Here is a 13,678-nt window from a genome sequence, read left to right on the forward strand (position 1 = left end):
CGCAGCAATCAGTCGTACGCCACTGTGGCCTCGGGAACTCCCCGCGCCCGCGCCACCTCCGCAGCCTCCTTCTCGGCCTCCTTGCGCCGGGACGCGGACAACCCGTCGAACAGGCTCACCGTCAGGTCGACCCGTTTCCGCCCGGCCATCCGCGCCCGCCAGACCCCGGCGATCTCCCCGTCGACGAGCAGAACGCCCGGATTGCCCAGGACCCGCCACACCTCCTTCTGCGCGGCCCGGTCCGGAACCAGCAGGTCACGATCGCGCGCCTGTAACAACGGGTCCATGCCAGGCAGCCAGCGCACACCCTTGACCGGCTCGGCTGTCTCGAGCGCCGCCATCTCCGACTCGGGCAGCCAAGCCTTCCGGCCGTCGACCCGGACCTCCACGAGATCACCGGACGGCCACACCTTGCGGATCTCAGCCGCGGAACCACCCAGATACTTGGCCACCTCGCCCGGCCCGGCCGGCCCGAGGAACCGCAGGTAGTTCGCGATGATCCCCTCGATGCCCGCGTTCACGGCAGGCACCGGCGGAGCATCCTCGATCGGGCCGAGCTGCGCATCCTTGCCCCGCGACAGAACCTGCACACCACCGGCGAGACCCGCTTGCTGCCAGACATGGCCCGCGATATGTCGCGCTTTGCAAGACCTGCATTCGTACGTCAATTCGACGGGCACCCGCCTACTAACCTCGGTGCTGGCCGCGCCCCTGGCGATCGGACCGGTGACCACCTCACGCAACGCCTCGGCCGTAGCCGTGAACGCCCGAATCCCGAGCGCAACACCATCCGGAATCTGCCCACTCTTGATCCGCGAACGGGCATCCTCCTCGCTGAGCGGCCACAGCTGCCCACTCAGCGCCAGCAGATCCTCACGTCGATGTAGATGCGGCGCCCCGCGTGCGGCCCACACCGCGATCAAACGCTCGTCGGCCGGCTCCGCACTGGTCCGAGCGGTGAGCGCCACCTCAGCGGAGTCAGGCATGTACTGCTGAACACCGAGATCCAGCACCCCCAAATCGGCAGGCTGGACATCGACGCGCCGGTCCAGTCCAAGCGCCCTCACCCGGAAAGCCATAACCCGTGCACGATCCACACTGACCATGCGCCCTCTCCATTCACCGACCGTCGGAGCGCTGCCTGCCTTTTCTCAGGTGCGACGACCGTACCGCCGGGCTGCGACATTTCTCAGCCGTTCCTGCCGCGTCCCGGAGCGCCCGTCGACGTATTCCCACGTGTCCAGCGTGGTGGGCCCATAGGGTCCTTCCTGGTGGATCGGCGGTTCACCGGTCAACCAGTACCCGCATCGCCGCGCCACCGCCGTGCTCGCCACGTTCGCCGGGTCGATCCGCAACAGCAGCCGGCGAAGCCGCAGCGTGTGGCACGCATAGCCGGACAGCATCGACAGCGCTCCGGACGCGAGCCCGCGCCGCCGAAAGGGCCGGCCGATCAGGTACCCGAGCTCCGCCTCCCGCAACTCCGGGTTCACGGCGAAGAGCAGCACCTCTCCGACCGGTCGTCCACCATCCGTCGTGATCGCGAGCTGAATCCGGCTGCCGTTGGCGCGTCCCTGCTGGGCCCGCTTCAGGTAGGCGCGACCCGCATCGGCGTCGAATGGTGACGGCATCGGCGTCCACCGCGCGATCTCCGGTTCATCCAGCAGGCCGACGAGATCGTCCAGGTCGTCCGGACGCCACTCGCGCAGGACGATGCCGGTTCCCGTCAGCCTCAGCGGATAGGGCAACGGGTCGGCGGTCACCTTCCGAATCCTGCCCACAAAGGCCCGGTCGGTGCTAGTCGCGATCGATATCCAGTCGGCATGTCGATACCGCTCTTGACCAGCGCTCAATAACGATATGCCCTCCTTTGTCAGATCTTCATCCGTACGCCGCCAGCACCCTGGCACCGCGCTCACATCGTTCCGGCGTGCCCGGCCATGGGTGCGCCCTCCGGCGTCGTACTGCTTCGGCATGATCAGCTCATGAGGCACGCACCCGGACACTGGGCCGTCTACAACGCGAACCAATCCACTCGCCCAGTACGCGAACTGTGCCGCCAAGCCATGGCCCTGACCGACTCGGTTCCGAGCGCCAGCCCACGGAAGCGAGTCGCTGTCGATCTCGGCTGTGGCGCCGGCCGGGAGACCGCTGCCCTGCTCACGGACGGCTGGCGGGTATTCGCCCACGACAGCGAGCCCGGAACCGAACTTCGTCTCCTCCGCACCCTCGGAGGCAGGCACCCCGCGCTCACCGTGCGCGTGTGCGCCTTCGAGGACCTGTCAGAACTGCCGGCCGCCGACCTGATCTACGCCGGATACTCCTTGCCCTACCAAACGCGTACCTCCTTCGATCGCCTGTGGACCCTCGTGCGCGCCGCCCTGCGACCCGGCGCCCGCCTGGCCGTGAACCTCTTCGGCGAACGCGACTCGTGGTCCGGCGATCCCACCATGACCTTCCTGTCAGAGGGCGATCTGCGAGCCCTGCTGACCGGACTCGAGGTCGAACACTGGCACGAGGAAGACGCCCCCGGTCCCGCCTTCAGCGGCCCCAAGCACTGGCACGTGTTCGACGTGATAGCCCGCAATCCGCTGTGAACTTTTGATCCGTCGCTGTCTCAGCGACCGCAACTCCTGCTTTGCGGCAATCCGGCTCCGTGCTCAGAGCTTTCGTGCCGTGATCTCCATGCCGGCGGTCCGGAGCCGGTCCACCAGCGCGTCGCCGATGCCTGTGGCCGGGGTCAGCACCCCGCCCTCAGACTTCGGCAGCTTCTCTCTGTCCAGCGCCAGGGCGAGCGCGGCCTCGCCGAGCATCACCGCTGTCGCCGCGTAGCCCGGGTCGCCCTTCGCCCGGAATCGTGCCGTGTATCGCGTACCGGTCGTCGTCGTGGTGAAGACGTCCATCGTGAAGTGCCCGGACTTCTGTCTCTGCTCGCTCGGCCCGGTGCCGGGTTTCGGGAGGACCCGGTCCAGGACGTAGCGGACCGGCGGCACCGCCAGGCCGACAAACAGCCCGCCGAGCGCGACCTTCGTGCCGATCGCCAGCACGGGGGAGAGCGGCGAGGTGCCGACGCTCATCGCCTCGCGGTACCGGAACCGCCGGCCGTACGCCCAGCCGCGCAACGCATTGCTGCGCCGCACCACGCGCGTGTTGTATGACGCCATCACGAACGGCGCCAGGTGTCCGCGCAGCGAGGGATCCACTTCGGAGGCGGGCATGGTGACCATGTCCTCCTGCCGGCCGAGATCGGGTTCGGCCTGCCGATCCGGGCTCAGCGAGTAGGGGCTGGCCCCGATCCGCCGAAGTCCGCGGTCCTTGCTCATCACGTCAACCTGGTACCGCATCGAGTCGATCGTGCCGCCGCTCACCCCGCCACGCAGGCTGGTCACCACCAACGTCGTGTCGGTCAGCTCGCCCGCCTCGTCGGCCTGTACCTGCGAATGCAGCACGTGGACGCCGATGTCGGAGGGAATCGAGTCGAATCCGCAGGAGTGCACGATCCGCGCACCCGTACTGCGGGCGAGCTCGTGGTTCTCGTCGATGCTGTCCCGGGCGAACAGCACCTCGCCGGTCAGGTCGACATAGTCCGTCCCGGCTTTGGCGCAGGAATGGGCGAGAACCCGGCCGTACTTCGCATATGGCCCGGCTGTCGTGATGACCACCCGCGTCGAAGCGGCCATCGTGTCGAGCGCAGCAGCGTCGGTGGCGTCGGCGACCACGAGTGGCCAGTCGACCTTCAGCCGCTGACGGACTGCTTCCAGTTTCTCCGGCGACCGTCCGGCCAGGGCGATCCGTGTGCCCGCCGGCGCGAATCCGGCGAGGTGCCGTGCGACGAGGACACCGACAAAACCCGTGGCGCCATAGACGATCACGTCGAACTCGCGCGCTTGATCGGTCATGGCTGCCGATTGTGCACCCTCGGTGGAGAGTGCGCAGCACATAGCGAACCTCCTGGTAGGCGGGTTGGCGAAAATCTGACGAGTTATCCATACAAGCTCGGATCAAAGGGCTAATTTGGGTTAACAGCAGCACCGGACCGGTTCCAGGCGTAGCGCGCCATCGGTTCGTTGACATTCAGTCGGCAGCCCGCCAGGAGCGGGCACCGTGGCCGGAACGCCGAATCCTGCCGCCGACCACGGATCACAACTCAAGGCATGGAGCGGGGGACCCAAGAGTTCCTCGGCGCTGACGCGTCTTGGGGTGAAGCCGCCCAATGCGGCCGGGCCACTCTGCCCGAACCCGACAGCTGACCTCGCAGGCGTGGAGGACAACTGAAATGGTGCAAATCCGAAAGCAGGTCAACCTGGCGTTCGGTCTAGCCGTCGCTGGTCTCGTCGGTTCGGTGGGCCTGCTGGGCGCCGCCGCGCCTGCGCAGGCCGTGCCGGCCGACGTGAACTGGGACGCCGTCGCCCACTGCGAGTCCGGGGGCAACTGGCGCATCAACACGGGAAACGGGTATTACGGCGGCCTCCAGTTCAGCCGCAGCACGTGGCGTGCCTACGGCGGTACGCGTTACGCCCGGACCGCGAATCAGGCCACGAAGGTCGAGCAGATCCGTGTGGCCGAGCGTGTGTTGCGTGGACAGGGAATCGGCGCTTGGCCGCACTGCGGCAAGCGAGCGAACGTCAAGGTGAGCCGCAAAGCGGTTCGTAAGTCTCCGGCCCGTGCGGCGCGCTCCACCGCTGCTCGCACGGTTCGCACCGCAGCCGGCCGTAGCGCAGCTCTGGAGAGCGCTTCGGTCAACTCGCGGTCGGCCACGCGCACCTATGTCATCCGCAGGGGCGACACTCTCGCGCGCATCGCCGACCGGCACGACATCGCCGGTGGGTGGCGTGCTCTTTACCGCGCCAACGACGACGTCCTCCGTAACCCTCACCGCGTCTACGTCGGTCAGCGGATCAGGCTTTAGGAGCGGGCGAAGGAGACTCCGGGCGTCCCGCTCGGGGCGCCCGGACGGTCGGTCACTCGGGTCGCCGGAACTCCGGCTGGTCGAGCACGCGCAACCAGGTACCGTCGGGCTGTCGTCGTGCGACCTGAGCCCGCGCGCCCGAACCGTCGCTCGGCGGCGTGGACGTGAGAGCCAGGTCGCCACTGATCAGCGTCGGAAGCGGCGGCTCGGGCTCGAACTCGGGCATGTGGGGCAGCAACTCGGCCCATAGTTTGCGGATCGCCTCGCGGCCACGCGTCTGGCCGCCCGGCGGGTATGCCATCACTGCATCCTCCTCATATAAGAGAGCCAGGCCGTCGGCGTCCTTCGCGTTTGCACGCTCGACGAACAGCCTGGTCAGGTCTTCGGGTCGGTGCGCTTGCTCGGTCATGGCTTCAGCGTTCCGCAGGGCACGCCACAAGTCCAACGCATAGTTCTTCTGGCAATCAGTAGAATGACTCATGGACTTGCGTCAGCTCGAGTACTTCGTGGCGGTCGCCGAGACGGCCAACTTCACCCGCGCCGCGGAGCGGGTGCACATCACCCAGTCGGGCGTGAGCGCACAGATAAAGGCGTTGGAGCACGAGCTCGGCGCCCAGCTCTTCGACCGTTCGGGCCGCGTCGCGCGCCTCACCGACGCGGGTGAGGCGGCACTGCGGCACGCCCGCGCGGCACTCGACGCCGCAGCCGATCTGCGCGATGCGATCGATGACGTGTACGGGCTGGTCAGAGGGCGCCTCCGGATCGGCATGGTGATCGGATGCGAGGTGGCGCCCTTTTTCGATGCTTTCGCAGCCTTCCATCGCGAACATCCCGACATCGACGTCGAACTGGTGGAGGCGAATTCCGGCGAACTCGTGGCCGGCGTTCGTTCCGGCGACCTAGATTTGGCGCTGGCCGGGCTGGCAGGTGAGCCTCCCGAGCACCTCGCGAGCCACGTGATAGTCAGCGAACGGCTCGTCGCGCTCGTCCCGCCGGACAGCGCGCTCCTCGGCCAGGAGATAGCGGGCCGGGCACGCCTCCCGGTGACCGCGCTGCCCTCGTACCCGATCATTTCGCTGCCGGTGGGAACCGGCATCCGTGACGTGCTCGATCAAGCCCGCGCCGCGCTGGGTGTTGATCTTTCCGTCGCTCTCGCGGCCACCTCGCCGGACACCGTCGCCGGCCTGGCTCGCCGCGGGCTCGGCGTGGCGGTCCTCAGCGAGTCGATGGCCGCCGCCTATCCCGACCTGACCGCGATTCCGATCGACGGCATCGAGATACCCGCGCTGCTGGCATTGGTCTGGCAGGACCGCAGCAGCCCGGCCCTGGCAGCGTTTCTGCGCCATTGCCGGGCCGTCTTTTGACAAAACCATAGAGAGGTACGCCGAAGAACAGTCCCCTCCCGGATGGGCCGGGAGGGCGGCAGAGGAAAGTGGTGCCCCCGGTAGGAATCGAACCTACGACACACGGTTTAGGAAACCGATGCTCTATCCCCTGAGCTACGAGGGCGCGAAGCGTCATGTTACCCGACCTTCCCGCCGCCATGAGCGAGCACCGCTGGCGTCGTCAGGGCATCTCGACGTCGAAACGGTACCGTTCTATGATCATGCTCCCTGCGCGGTGATCAACCCGCCGGGTCCGGGGGAGGATTCACATGACACTTTCTGCCTGGCTGGCCCGTGCCGGCGTCACCCTGCTCGCGACGGTGTCCGCCGGTCTGATCGCGGCGCCCGCCCAAGCGGCCTCCGCCGGGGTCGTGGCGGTCGTCGGCAAGACCACCGTGGAATACAAGGCGGCGACCGGCGCGAAGAACAAGGTGGTCGTCACGCGGTCCGGCCGGACCGTCACGATCGACGATCGGGTCGCGGTCAAGGCCGGCAAGGGCTGCAAGAAGGTCAAGGGTGACAAGACGAAGGTCCGCTGCAGCCTGTCGAAGTCGCCGACGCGGGTGCGGGTCTACACCTACGACCGCAACGACTCGATCACCAACAAGACCGGTGTGCGGATGACCGCCGACGCCGGCACCGGCAACGACCGCCTGACCGGAGGATCGCTCGGCGACCGGCTGTCCGGCGGCACCGGGAACGACTACATCGACGGCCGCTTCGGCAACGACACGATCTACGGCGGGACCGGCAACGACACCATCCACGGCTGGGCCGGGAACGACACGCTGCGCGGCGGCGACGGCACCGACTACCTGTTCGGTGAGGAAGGCAACGACAAGATCTACGGCGAGGCCGGATCCGACAACCTGGACGGGTACCAGGGGCGGGACTACCTCGACGGTGGCTCCGGCAACGACTCCCTGACGGGAGACGAATACACCGAGGGCACCGCCGCCGACGTCATGCTCGGCGGTTCCGGGACGGACTACGTCAACTACGGCGCCTACACCAAGTCCATCACCGTCGACCTGGACGGATCCCGGGGTGACGACGGCCTGAGGGGCGAGGGCGACACGGTCGGCGCCGATGTCGAGAACATCGCCGCCGGGTCGGGCAACGACCGGCTCACCGGAAACGCGGCGAGCAACACGATCCAGGCCTACATCGGCGACGACGTCGTCTACGGCGGCGCGGGCGACGACTGGCTGTTCGGCGACGACGGCCGGGACAAGGTCTACGGCGGCGCCGGTGACGACTGGCTCGAGGGCGCCGACCGGCCCGACGTGGCCGACCGCCTCGACGGCGGTACCAACGGCCCGCGCGGCGACGAGTGCGTCGCCGGCAAGCGCGACACCGTGGTCGGGTGCGAGCGCTGACAGAAGTTGACTGCATGACGGGCGGTTGAGGGGTTCGAGCACCGCCTGATCCGGAACGATCAAGGCCGTGACCTTCGGGAATGAGGGTCACGGCCTTGCGGGTTCCTGGCTCGTGGATGCCATCGCGGACGCGCTGGCGAGCGCCGAACAGCTCGTTATGCTTCCGTTATCTCGATGTCAGAACCAGAGGCCGATCACGCGCATCGCACCTGGTGACAGGACTGCTGACTTCGAGAACCACGAGGCGGAGTGATGCGACGCAGGGCTCCCATCGCCGGGATTGTGGCGATCTCTGCGCTGGCGAGCGGGTGTGGCGGCCCGGAACGGCTCGACGGCCAGGCCGCGCCGGTTGGTGTGGTCCAGCCGGGCGAGGCGAGTGCGACCGCGAGTGCGACCGCGAGTGCGACGGCGAGTGCGATGCGGGCGACAAATACGGATAAGTCGCCATCGTCGAATGCGAGCGCGAAGTCGGCTGCAAGAGCGACCCTCGGGCCTGCCGGCCTCGGCAAGCTCAAGCTCGGCATGACCGCCGCCCGGGCCGAGGCCACAGGCCTGGTGACCACAGTGGATCTCGGAGAGCGCAACGACAGGTGCAACGCCGACTACGTGACCGAGGACGAGGCGCCCGTCTTCCTCTCTACGGAGCTCGGCATCGCGTCGATCACCGCCTACGCCGGGCTGGCCACGCCGGAGGGAATCGAGCTCGGCAGCACGGCCAAGGCGGTCAAGAGCGCATACCCGGACTGGCGCAGCCTCACGGACGAGGGCCTGACCGGGCGCGGCTGGGCGAAGGTGCCCGGCAACGGCAAGGCGTACTACAACATCTCGATCACCGACGGGGAGGTCAGCTACCTGCAGCTCCAGCTGCGGGAGCAGGACTGCTACGAGTGATCGAGCCGGAGGGTTCGCAGTACGTCATCGGTGCGGTCGGTTCCGTCCACCTGTGTGATCTGCAGGTAGACGCCGTCGAGGAGGACCTCGGTGTAGGCCGCCTCGCATCCGGTCCAGCGTTGTGCGACCCCGGTACGGCCGGCAGCGACCACCCGGCGTTCGGGCAGGCGTGTGCAGTTCCCATGCGACGGGGGTGTGGGACCTGCCGACTCGGTGAAGAGGCCTGCGAAGACGCCGGGTGCGTCGCTGTCGGCGAGGTCGGCGGAGACGCGGAGGCCGGGACGTTCCCCGGCCGGGGTCTCCCATCCACTGTCGCGCAACTGGAGGGCCCACTGTTCCGGAACGGACACGGAGATCGTTCCGGTGCGGTCGGCGACGCGTACCCAGCCGGGCGGGGTGCCGCCGGGCACGGTGGCGCCGGCCGTCGTGGTGAGGGCGGCGAGCGGCAGCACCACCCAGGAGGCGTGCCGGATCCGGCGGGTCTTGGGCGGCACGTCGAGGGCGGCCGCGAACGCGGCGGCGGTCGGGAACCGGCGGGAACGGTCGGCGTCGATCGCCCGCATCACGACGCGATCGAGCTGGCGCGGGATGCCGGGGCGCAGCTTCGACGGCGTGATCGGGGCACGCAGTGCCGGGGTTCGGCCGGTCAGCATCTGATACGTCATCGCGCCGATCGCGTGCACGTCGGCGCGCTCGTCCAGGCCGCCGCCGGGCAGGCGCTGTTCGGGCGCCATGTAACCGGGAGTGCCGGCCGCCACCGTGAAGCCGGAGGCCTGCGCGATCGACTTGGCGAGGCCGAGGTCGGCGACGAGCACCCGTTCGACACCGCGGACCGTGTCGAAGAGCACATTGGACGGCTTGAGGTCGCGGTGCAGCACACCCGACTGGTGGAGGACCGTGACGGCCTCCGCGATGTCGGTGGCGATCCGCACGGTGGTGCCGATCGGCAGCGGGCCGGACTCGAGGCGGTCGGCCAGGGTGCCGCCGGCCGCGTACGTCATGACCTGGTAGGGCCGGCCGTCCGGCAGCTCGCCGAAGTCGTGCACCCGGACCAGCCGCTCGGAGTCGGCCCGGCGCAGGACCTGGGCCTCCTGCTCGAAGCGGGCGCGGACGTCCGGGTGGTGTGCCCAGTTGTCGGCCAGCACCTTGATCGCGACCAGGGAGTCGAGGACGTCGTCCTCGGCGAGCCACACCGTCGCGAAGGCGCCGGCGCCGAGGCGCCGGAGCACGCGGTATCGGCCGATCATGGTGGGTAGGGACACGCCCGTATTATGGGCGCCGATCATCGGCGCGAAAGGCACGGGCACCGCCCACCGGCGAAAAGCCAGCGGCCGGCCAAAGCGAGCGGCCGGTCAAAGCCAGCGGCCGGCCAAAGCGAGCGGCCGGCCAAGCCGGCTCCCGGCTAACGCCGGCTTCCGGCGATAAGCAGGGGCATCGGCTACCGGCGAAAAGGCACGGTCACCGTCTACCGGGGAGAAGGGCATGGGCGCACGCGACGAGGAGCAGGAACAACTGGCGGTCCGCGCGGCCGCGGGCGATCGGGCCGCTCTGGAGACGCTCCTGGCACTGATCCAGCCGGGCGTGCTGCGCCGCTGTGCCCGGTTCCTGCCCTGCTACCAGGACGCCGAGGAGGCCTGCCAGGACGTCCTGCTCCAGGTGGCCCGCAACATCGGCAGCTTCCAGGGCCGATCCAGGTTCAGCACCTGGCTGCATGTGATCATCGCGAACGGGGCGCGGCAGACGTACCGATCCCTGAAGCGCCGTGCGGCGGAGCAGGCACATGCCGAGACGCCCGTCGACGTGCCCGACGCCCGGACCACCAGCGTGATCGCCGGGTCACGCCTGGATCTGCTGGACGCGCTGGAGCAGCTCGAGGCCCGCAAGGCCGACCTTGTCGCGCCGATGGTGCTGCGCGACATCTGCCAGCTGGACTACCGGGAGATCGCGCTGCACCTGGGCATCCCGGAGGGGACCGTGAAGTCGCGGATTCATCAGGCGCGGGGTCACGTCCGCGAGTACCTTTTGACTTGATCTACGACTGTTTACTGGGGCGATGACGGTCTACGGCACTGCCACCCCGACACCGACGAAACGCCGTGGGCTGAAGGCACTGACAGCGACCGCGGCGGCGCTGGTCGCCGTGGGTGCGGTCGCGACATTCCAGCTGGTTCGGGACATTCCGGATGCGACGCTGACGACGACCATCGCGACGACCATCAAGGTTCCCGGCAAGGCGCCGTCGCTGCCCTGGCCCGAGACCGGATCCGCCGAACTCATGGTGGAGGGCCTGGGGCGTCTCGGCGGGTCGGGCGGCGAGAAGGCCGAGCCGATCGGCAGCGTCGCGAAGGTCATGACGGCCTACGTGATCCTCAAGGATCATCCGCTCACCGGCGACGCCGAAGGTCCGTCGCTCACGGTGAAGGCCGCGGACGTGGCGGACTACGAGGGCCGCAAGGCGACCGGCCAGTCCCTCGTGCACGTGGTCGAGGGCGAGAAGCTCACGCAGCGCGACGCCCTGGAGGCGCTCATGCTGCCCTCGGCCAACAACATCGCGCACCAGCTGGCGATCTGGGACGCCGGCAGCGAGAAGGCGTTCGTCGAGAAGATGAACGCCGCGGCCGACGCGCTCGGCATGGACGACACCGAGTACACCGATCCGAGCGGGTTCTTCCCGACGACCATCAGCACCGCCGCTGACCAGGTCGAACTCGCTCGTGCCGCGATCAAGATGCCGGTCTTCGCGGAGATCGTCGAGCTGCGTGAGGCGACCATCCCGGTGGTCGGCACGATCTACAACTACAATGACATGCTCGGTGTCGAGGGCGTCTTCGGCATCAAGACCGGCTCCACCGACGAGGCCGGCGGCAACCTCGTCTTCGCGTCCCGGCTCAAGGTCGGCGGCCGCACGCTGACGGTAGTGGGCGCGGTCTTCAACCAGCCCGGCGCGAACACTCCGGAGCAGCTCGCCGAGGTCAACGTGCACGTCCGCAAGCTGCTCGCCGCGGTCCGCAAGACCGTCAAGGAATACGAGCTGCTCGCCGCGGAGCCGGCCGGGCGGGTGGAGACCGCGTGGGGCGGTTCCACCACGGTGTCGCCTGCGGCGCCACTGAAGGTGGTGGGCTGGCCGGGACTTCCGGTCCCGGTCGCAGTCACGACGGTGCCGCCGGGTCCGTCGATCGCCGCCGGCTCGGTGGTGGGCCAGGTCGAGGCTGATTCCGTACGGGTGGAGCTCCGTGCGGACGGATCCGTCGAGGACCCGTCCCTCTGGTGGAAGCTGACCCGGATTTGAGGCCGGTGGAAGCCGACCCAGCTTTGAGGCCGGTGAAAGCCGACCCGGCTTCCTGAAGGCGCCGAGAAGAGGAGCGCGGGGCGTCAGGCCCGTCCACCCGGCACGTTCACCTGGCGACGCGCGAGGTCCTCGAGGATCTCCGCGGTCGCCGAGGTGCCGAAGCGGGTCACGCCGACCGCGGCCATCGCCAGCATGGTGTCCAGGCTGCGGATGCCGCCGGACGCCTTGACCTGCACGGCCGCCGAGACCGCCGAGCGCATCAGCGCGAGGTCGTCGACGGTCGCGCCGGTCGGGGCGAACCCGGTCGACGTCTTCACGAACGCGGCGCCGGCCCGCTCGGCGGCCCAGCAGGCGGCCAGCTTCTGCTCGTCGGTGAGGTACGCCGTCTCCAGGATGACCTTGACGTGCGCGTCGCCGGCCGCCTTCACGACGGAGAGGATCTCGTTCTCCACCGAGACGATGTCGCCGGACCGCAGCCAGCCGATGTTGAGCACCATGTCGATCTCGGTGGCGCCCTGGTCGACGGCGAGCTCGGTCTCGGCCACCTTGATCTCGGTGGCGCTGTCGCCGTGCGGGAAGCCGATCACGGTGCCGACCGCCACCCGCGTGTCGCGGAGCAGCGAGACCGCGGTGGGCACGTCGCACGGGCGCACGCAGACCGAGGCCACGTCGTACTTCGCGGCGATCGCGCAGCCGGTGCGCACGTCCTCGACGGTGAACTCGGGCCGGAGGATGGAGTGGTCGATCATCTTCGCGATCTGCGGGACGGTGAAGTTCATGTTTTCACGCTAGCTGTCTAGACAGCCAGTTGTCTAGACAGCCTCAGGGATGCCCTAGGGTGGTTGCATGCCCGACTTCGTGCCGCGCTACTTCCGCATCGAACAGGCGCTGCGCGCACGGATCGCCCAGTCCCGGCCGCACGATCCGCTGCCCTCCGAGCCGGAGCTGGCCCGCGAGTTCAGCGTGAGCCGGATGACCGCCCGGGCCGCCGTGACCCAGCTGGTCAACGACGGCCTCGTCTACCGCGCTCCCGGCCGCGGCACGTTCGTCGCGGTGCCGGCCGGCCCCCGTCGTGCCGACAACCTGATCCGGCTCAGCGAGGAGATCCGCAAGCAGGGCCGCAAGCCGTCGGCCCGGGTGCTGCTGGCCGAGCTGCGACCGCCCACCGCGGTCGAGGCGACCCGGCTGCGGCTGCGCGACGGCGACGACGTGGTGGCGATCCACCGGGTGCGCCTCGCCGACGAGGAGCCGATCGCGTTGGAGCGGGCGATCTACCCCGGGGCGCTCGCCGCGCTGCTCGACGCGGACGTCTCCGGCTCGGTTCACGAGGCGATCGTGAGCCTCGGCCGGGTGCCGACCCGGGGTACGGCGACGCTGACCGCCCAGCCCGCCACCGAGGAGGACGCGACGGCGCTGGGCGTCCCGGCCGGCTCGGCCCTGCTCGTCGAGGAACGGCTGATCCTGGACGAGAGTGGGCGGCCGCTCGAGCTGAGCGAGTCGCGCTACGCGGGCGAGCGCTACCGCCTCGACGTGGCCTTCGGAGTCGAACCGCTGTAGGCCGTCGAGCCGCTGTAGGCCGTCGAACCGCTGTGGACCGTCGCGCGCAGACGGTCGACGCGGAATTGCGGCGGACCGTAATTGCGGCCCCGGCGGGCCACGTGACGGCCGCGGAAAGCAATTTGTCCGGTGGGGACGGTCCCGCCTCGTCCCGGCCGTACAAAAACGAACAATAAGGAGCCCGAACTCATCGGCTGAATGCCTTTTCGTTACCTGAAAGAGAATCGATCGTCATGCGGCCTACCTACGCTCCGGCGGATCTACTTCGTTC

General features: G+C 68.9%; 14 protein-coding genes, 1 tRNA gene and 1 riboswitch. Of the genes, 8 read left to right on the top strand and 7 right to left on the bottom strand.

What is annotated here, in order from left to right; genetic code table 11:
* Positions 1-8: 8 nt before the first annotated feature.
* A complete protein-coding gene (locus AB0G10_RS30090; RefSeq protein WP_360929104.1) occupies positions 9-1,106 on the bottom strand; it encodes a crosslink repair DNA glycosylase YcaQ family protein in 1,098 nt (365 codons plus the stop codon).
* A gap of 45 nt (positions 1,107-1,151) precedes the next feature.
* Positions 1,152-1,760 (bottom strand): GNAT family N-acetyltransferase, encoded by a 609-nt coding sequence (locus AB0G10_RS30095; RefSeq protein ID WP_360929107.1) that lies wholly within the window; start codon positions 1,758-1,760, stop codon positions 1,152-1,154.
* Between the two features lie 303 nt (positions 1,761-2,063).
* Between AB0G10_RS30095 and AB0G10_RS30100 the strand changes: the two genes are divergently transcribed.
* Positions 2,064-2,594, top strand: a complete 531-nt coding sequence (locus tag AB0G10_RS30100; protein ID WP_360929110.1) for a class I SAM-dependent methyltransferase — start codon at positions 2,064-2,066, stop codon at positions 2,592-2,594.
* 63 nt (positions 2,595-2,657) lie between these two features.
* Here the strand turns inward: AB0G10_RS30100 and AB0G10_RS30105 are convergent, their stop codons facing one another.
* Positions 2,658-3,896, bottom strand: a complete 1,239-nt coding sequence (locus AB0G10_RS30105; protein ID WP_360929113.1) for a saccharopine dehydrogenase NADP-binding domain-containing protein — start codon at positions 3,894-3,896, stop codon at positions 2,658-2,660.
* Positions 3,897-4,101: 205 nt separating this feature from the next.
* Positions 4,102-4,273, top strand: a riboswitch (cyclic di-AMP (ydaO/yuaA leader).
* Between AB0G10_RS30105 and AB0G10_RS30110 the strand changes: the two genes are divergently transcribed.
* A complete protein-coding gene (locus AB0G10_RS30110; RefSeq protein ID WP_360929116.1) occupies positions 4,274-4,906 on the top strand; it encodes a transglycosylase family protein in 633 nt (210 codons plus the stop codon).
* 52 nt (positions 4,907-4,958) lie between these two features.
* On the opposite strand, the gene AB0G10_RS30115 is transcribed toward AB0G10_RS30110, so the two are convergent.
* Positions 4,959-5,315, bottom strand: a complete 357-nt coding sequence (locus AB0G10_RS30115; protein ID WP_360929119.1) for a nuclear transport factor 2 family protein — start codon at positions 5,313-5,315, stop codon at positions 4,959-4,961.
* Positions 5,316-5,385: 70 nt separating this feature from the next.
* Between AB0G10_RS30115 and AB0G10_RS30120 the strand changes: the two genes are divergently transcribed.
* Positions 5,386-6,270 (top strand): LysR family transcriptional regulator, encoded by an 885-nt coding sequence (locus AB0G10_RS30120; protein WP_360929122.1) that lies wholly within the window; start codon positions 5,386-5,388, stop codon positions 6,268-6,270.
* 69 nt (positions 6,271-6,339) lie between these two features.
* On the opposite strand, the gene AB0G10_RS30125 is transcribed toward AB0G10_RS30120, so the two are convergent.
* Positions 6,340-6,415: transfer RNA gene (locus AB0G10_RS30125), tRNA-Arg, on the bottom strand.
* A 145-nt stretch (positions 6,416-6,560) separates the two neighbouring features.
* Between AB0G10_RS30125 and AB0G10_RS30130 the strand changes: the two genes are divergently transcribed.
* Both AB0G10_RS30130 and AB0G10_RS30135 read left to right on the top strand, forming a co-directional pair.
* Positions 6,561-7,670 (top strand): calcium-binding protein, encoded by a 1,110-nt coding sequence (locus AB0G10_RS30130; protein WP_360929125.1) that lies wholly within the window; start codon positions 6,561-6,563, stop codon positions 7,668-7,670.
* A 282-nt stretch (positions 7,671-7,952) separates the two neighbouring features.
* Positions 7,953-8,561: a hypothetical protein gene (locus AB0G10_RS30135; protein ID WP_360929128.1), complete on the top strand. Its 609-nt coding sequence runs from the start codon at positions 7,953-7,955 to the stop codon at positions 8,559-8,561.
* On the opposite strand, the gene AB0G10_RS30140 is transcribed toward AB0G10_RS30135, so the two are convergent.
* Positions 8,552-9,823, bottom strand: coding sequence for a serine/threonine-protein kinase (locus AB0G10_RS30140; RefSeq protein WP_360929130.1), 1,272 nt, complete (start codon positions 9,821-9,823; stop codon positions 8,552-8,554). The genes AB0G10_RS30135 and AB0G10_RS30140 overlap by 10 nt on opposite strands.
* A gap of 220 nt (positions 9,824-10,043) precedes the next feature.
* Here AB0G10_RS30140 and AB0G10_RS30145 point away from each other — a divergent pair, with 220 nt between their 5' ends.
* Positions 10,044-10,592 (top strand): RNA polymerase sigma factor, encoded by a 549-nt coding sequence (locus tag AB0G10_RS30145; protein WP_360929133.1) that lies wholly within the window; start codon positions 10,044-10,046, stop codon positions 10,590-10,592.
* A 22-nt stretch (positions 10,593-10,614) separates the two neighbouring features.
* Positions 10,615-11,850, top strand: a complete 1,236-nt coding sequence (locus AB0G10_RS30150; protein ID WP_360929136.1) for a D-alanyl-D-alanine carboxypeptidase — start codon at positions 10,615-10,617, stop codon at positions 11,848-11,850.
* Positions 11,851-11,933: 83 nt separating this feature from the next.
* Here AB0G10_RS30150 and deoC read toward each other — a convergent pair whose 3' ends face one another.
* Positions 11,934-12,629, bottom strand: coding sequence for a deoxyribose-phosphate aldolase (gene deoC / locus AB0G10_RS30155; RefSeq protein ID WP_360929139.1), 696 nt, complete (start codon positions 12,627-12,629; stop codon positions 11,934-11,936).
* Between the two features lie 67 nt (positions 12,630-12,696).
* Between deoC and AB0G10_RS30160 the strand changes: the two genes are divergently transcribed.
* Positions 12,697-13,407: a GntR family transcriptional regulator gene (locus AB0G10_RS30160; RefSeq protein WP_360929142.1), complete on the top strand. Its 711-nt coding sequence runs from the start codon at positions 12,697-12,699 to the stop codon at positions 13,405-13,407.
* Positions 13,408-13,678 lie beyond the last annotated feature (271 nt).

Source organism: Actinoplanes sp. NPDC023714 (genome assembly GCF_040639855.1).
Taxonomy (GTDB): domain Bacteria; phylum Actinomycetota; class Actinomycetes; order Mycobacteriales; family Micromonosporaceae; genus Actinoplanes.

Bases quoted from the DNA above. Each gene is read 5' to 3' on its own strand.
- AB0G10_RS30150 (WP_360929136.1), top strand. From the start codon at position 10,615: ATGACGGTCTACGGCACTGCCACCCCGACACCGACGAAACGCCGTGGG.
- AB0G10_RS30105 (WP_360929113.1), bottom strand. From the start codon at position 3,896: ATGACCGATCAAGCGCGCGAGTTCGACGTGATCGTCTATGGCGCCACG.
- AB0G10_RS30120 (WP_360929122.1), top strand. From the start codon at position 5,386: ATGGACTTGCGTCAGCTCGAGTACTTCGTGGCGGTCGCCGAGACGGCC.
- AB0G10_RS30160 (WP_360929142.1), top strand. From the start codon at position 12,697: ATGCCCGACTTCGTGCCGCGCTACTTCCGCATCGAACAGGCGCTGCGC.
- AB0G10_RS30145 (WP_360929133.1), top strand. From the start codon at position 10,044: ATGGGCGCACGCGACGAGGAGCAGGAACAACTGGCGGTCCGCGCGGCC.
- AB0G10_RS30115 (WP_360929119.1), bottom strand. From the start codon at position 5,315: ATGACCGAGCAAGCGCACCGACCCGAAGACCTGACCAGGCTGTTCGTC.
- deoC (WP_360929139.1), bottom strand. From the start codon at position 12,629: ATGAACTTCACCGTCCCGCAGATCGCGAAGATGATCGACCACTCCATC.
- AB0G10_RS30100 (WP_360929110.1), top strand. From the start codon at position 2,064: ATGGCCCTGACCGACTCGGTTCCGAGCGCCAGCCCACGGAAGCGAGTC.
- AB0G10_RS30090 (WP_360929104.1), bottom strand. From the start codon at position 1,106: ATGGTCAGTGTGGATCGTGCACGGGTTATGGCTTTCCGGGTGAGGGCG.
- AB0G10_RS30110 (WP_360929116.1), top strand. From the start codon at position 4,274: ATGGTGCAAATCCGAAAGCAGGTCAACCTGGCGTTCGGTCTAGCCGTC.
- AB0G10_RS30130 (WP_360929125.1), top strand. From the start codon at position 6,561: ATGACACTTTCTGCCTGGCTGGCCCGTGCCGGCGTCACCCTGCTCGCG.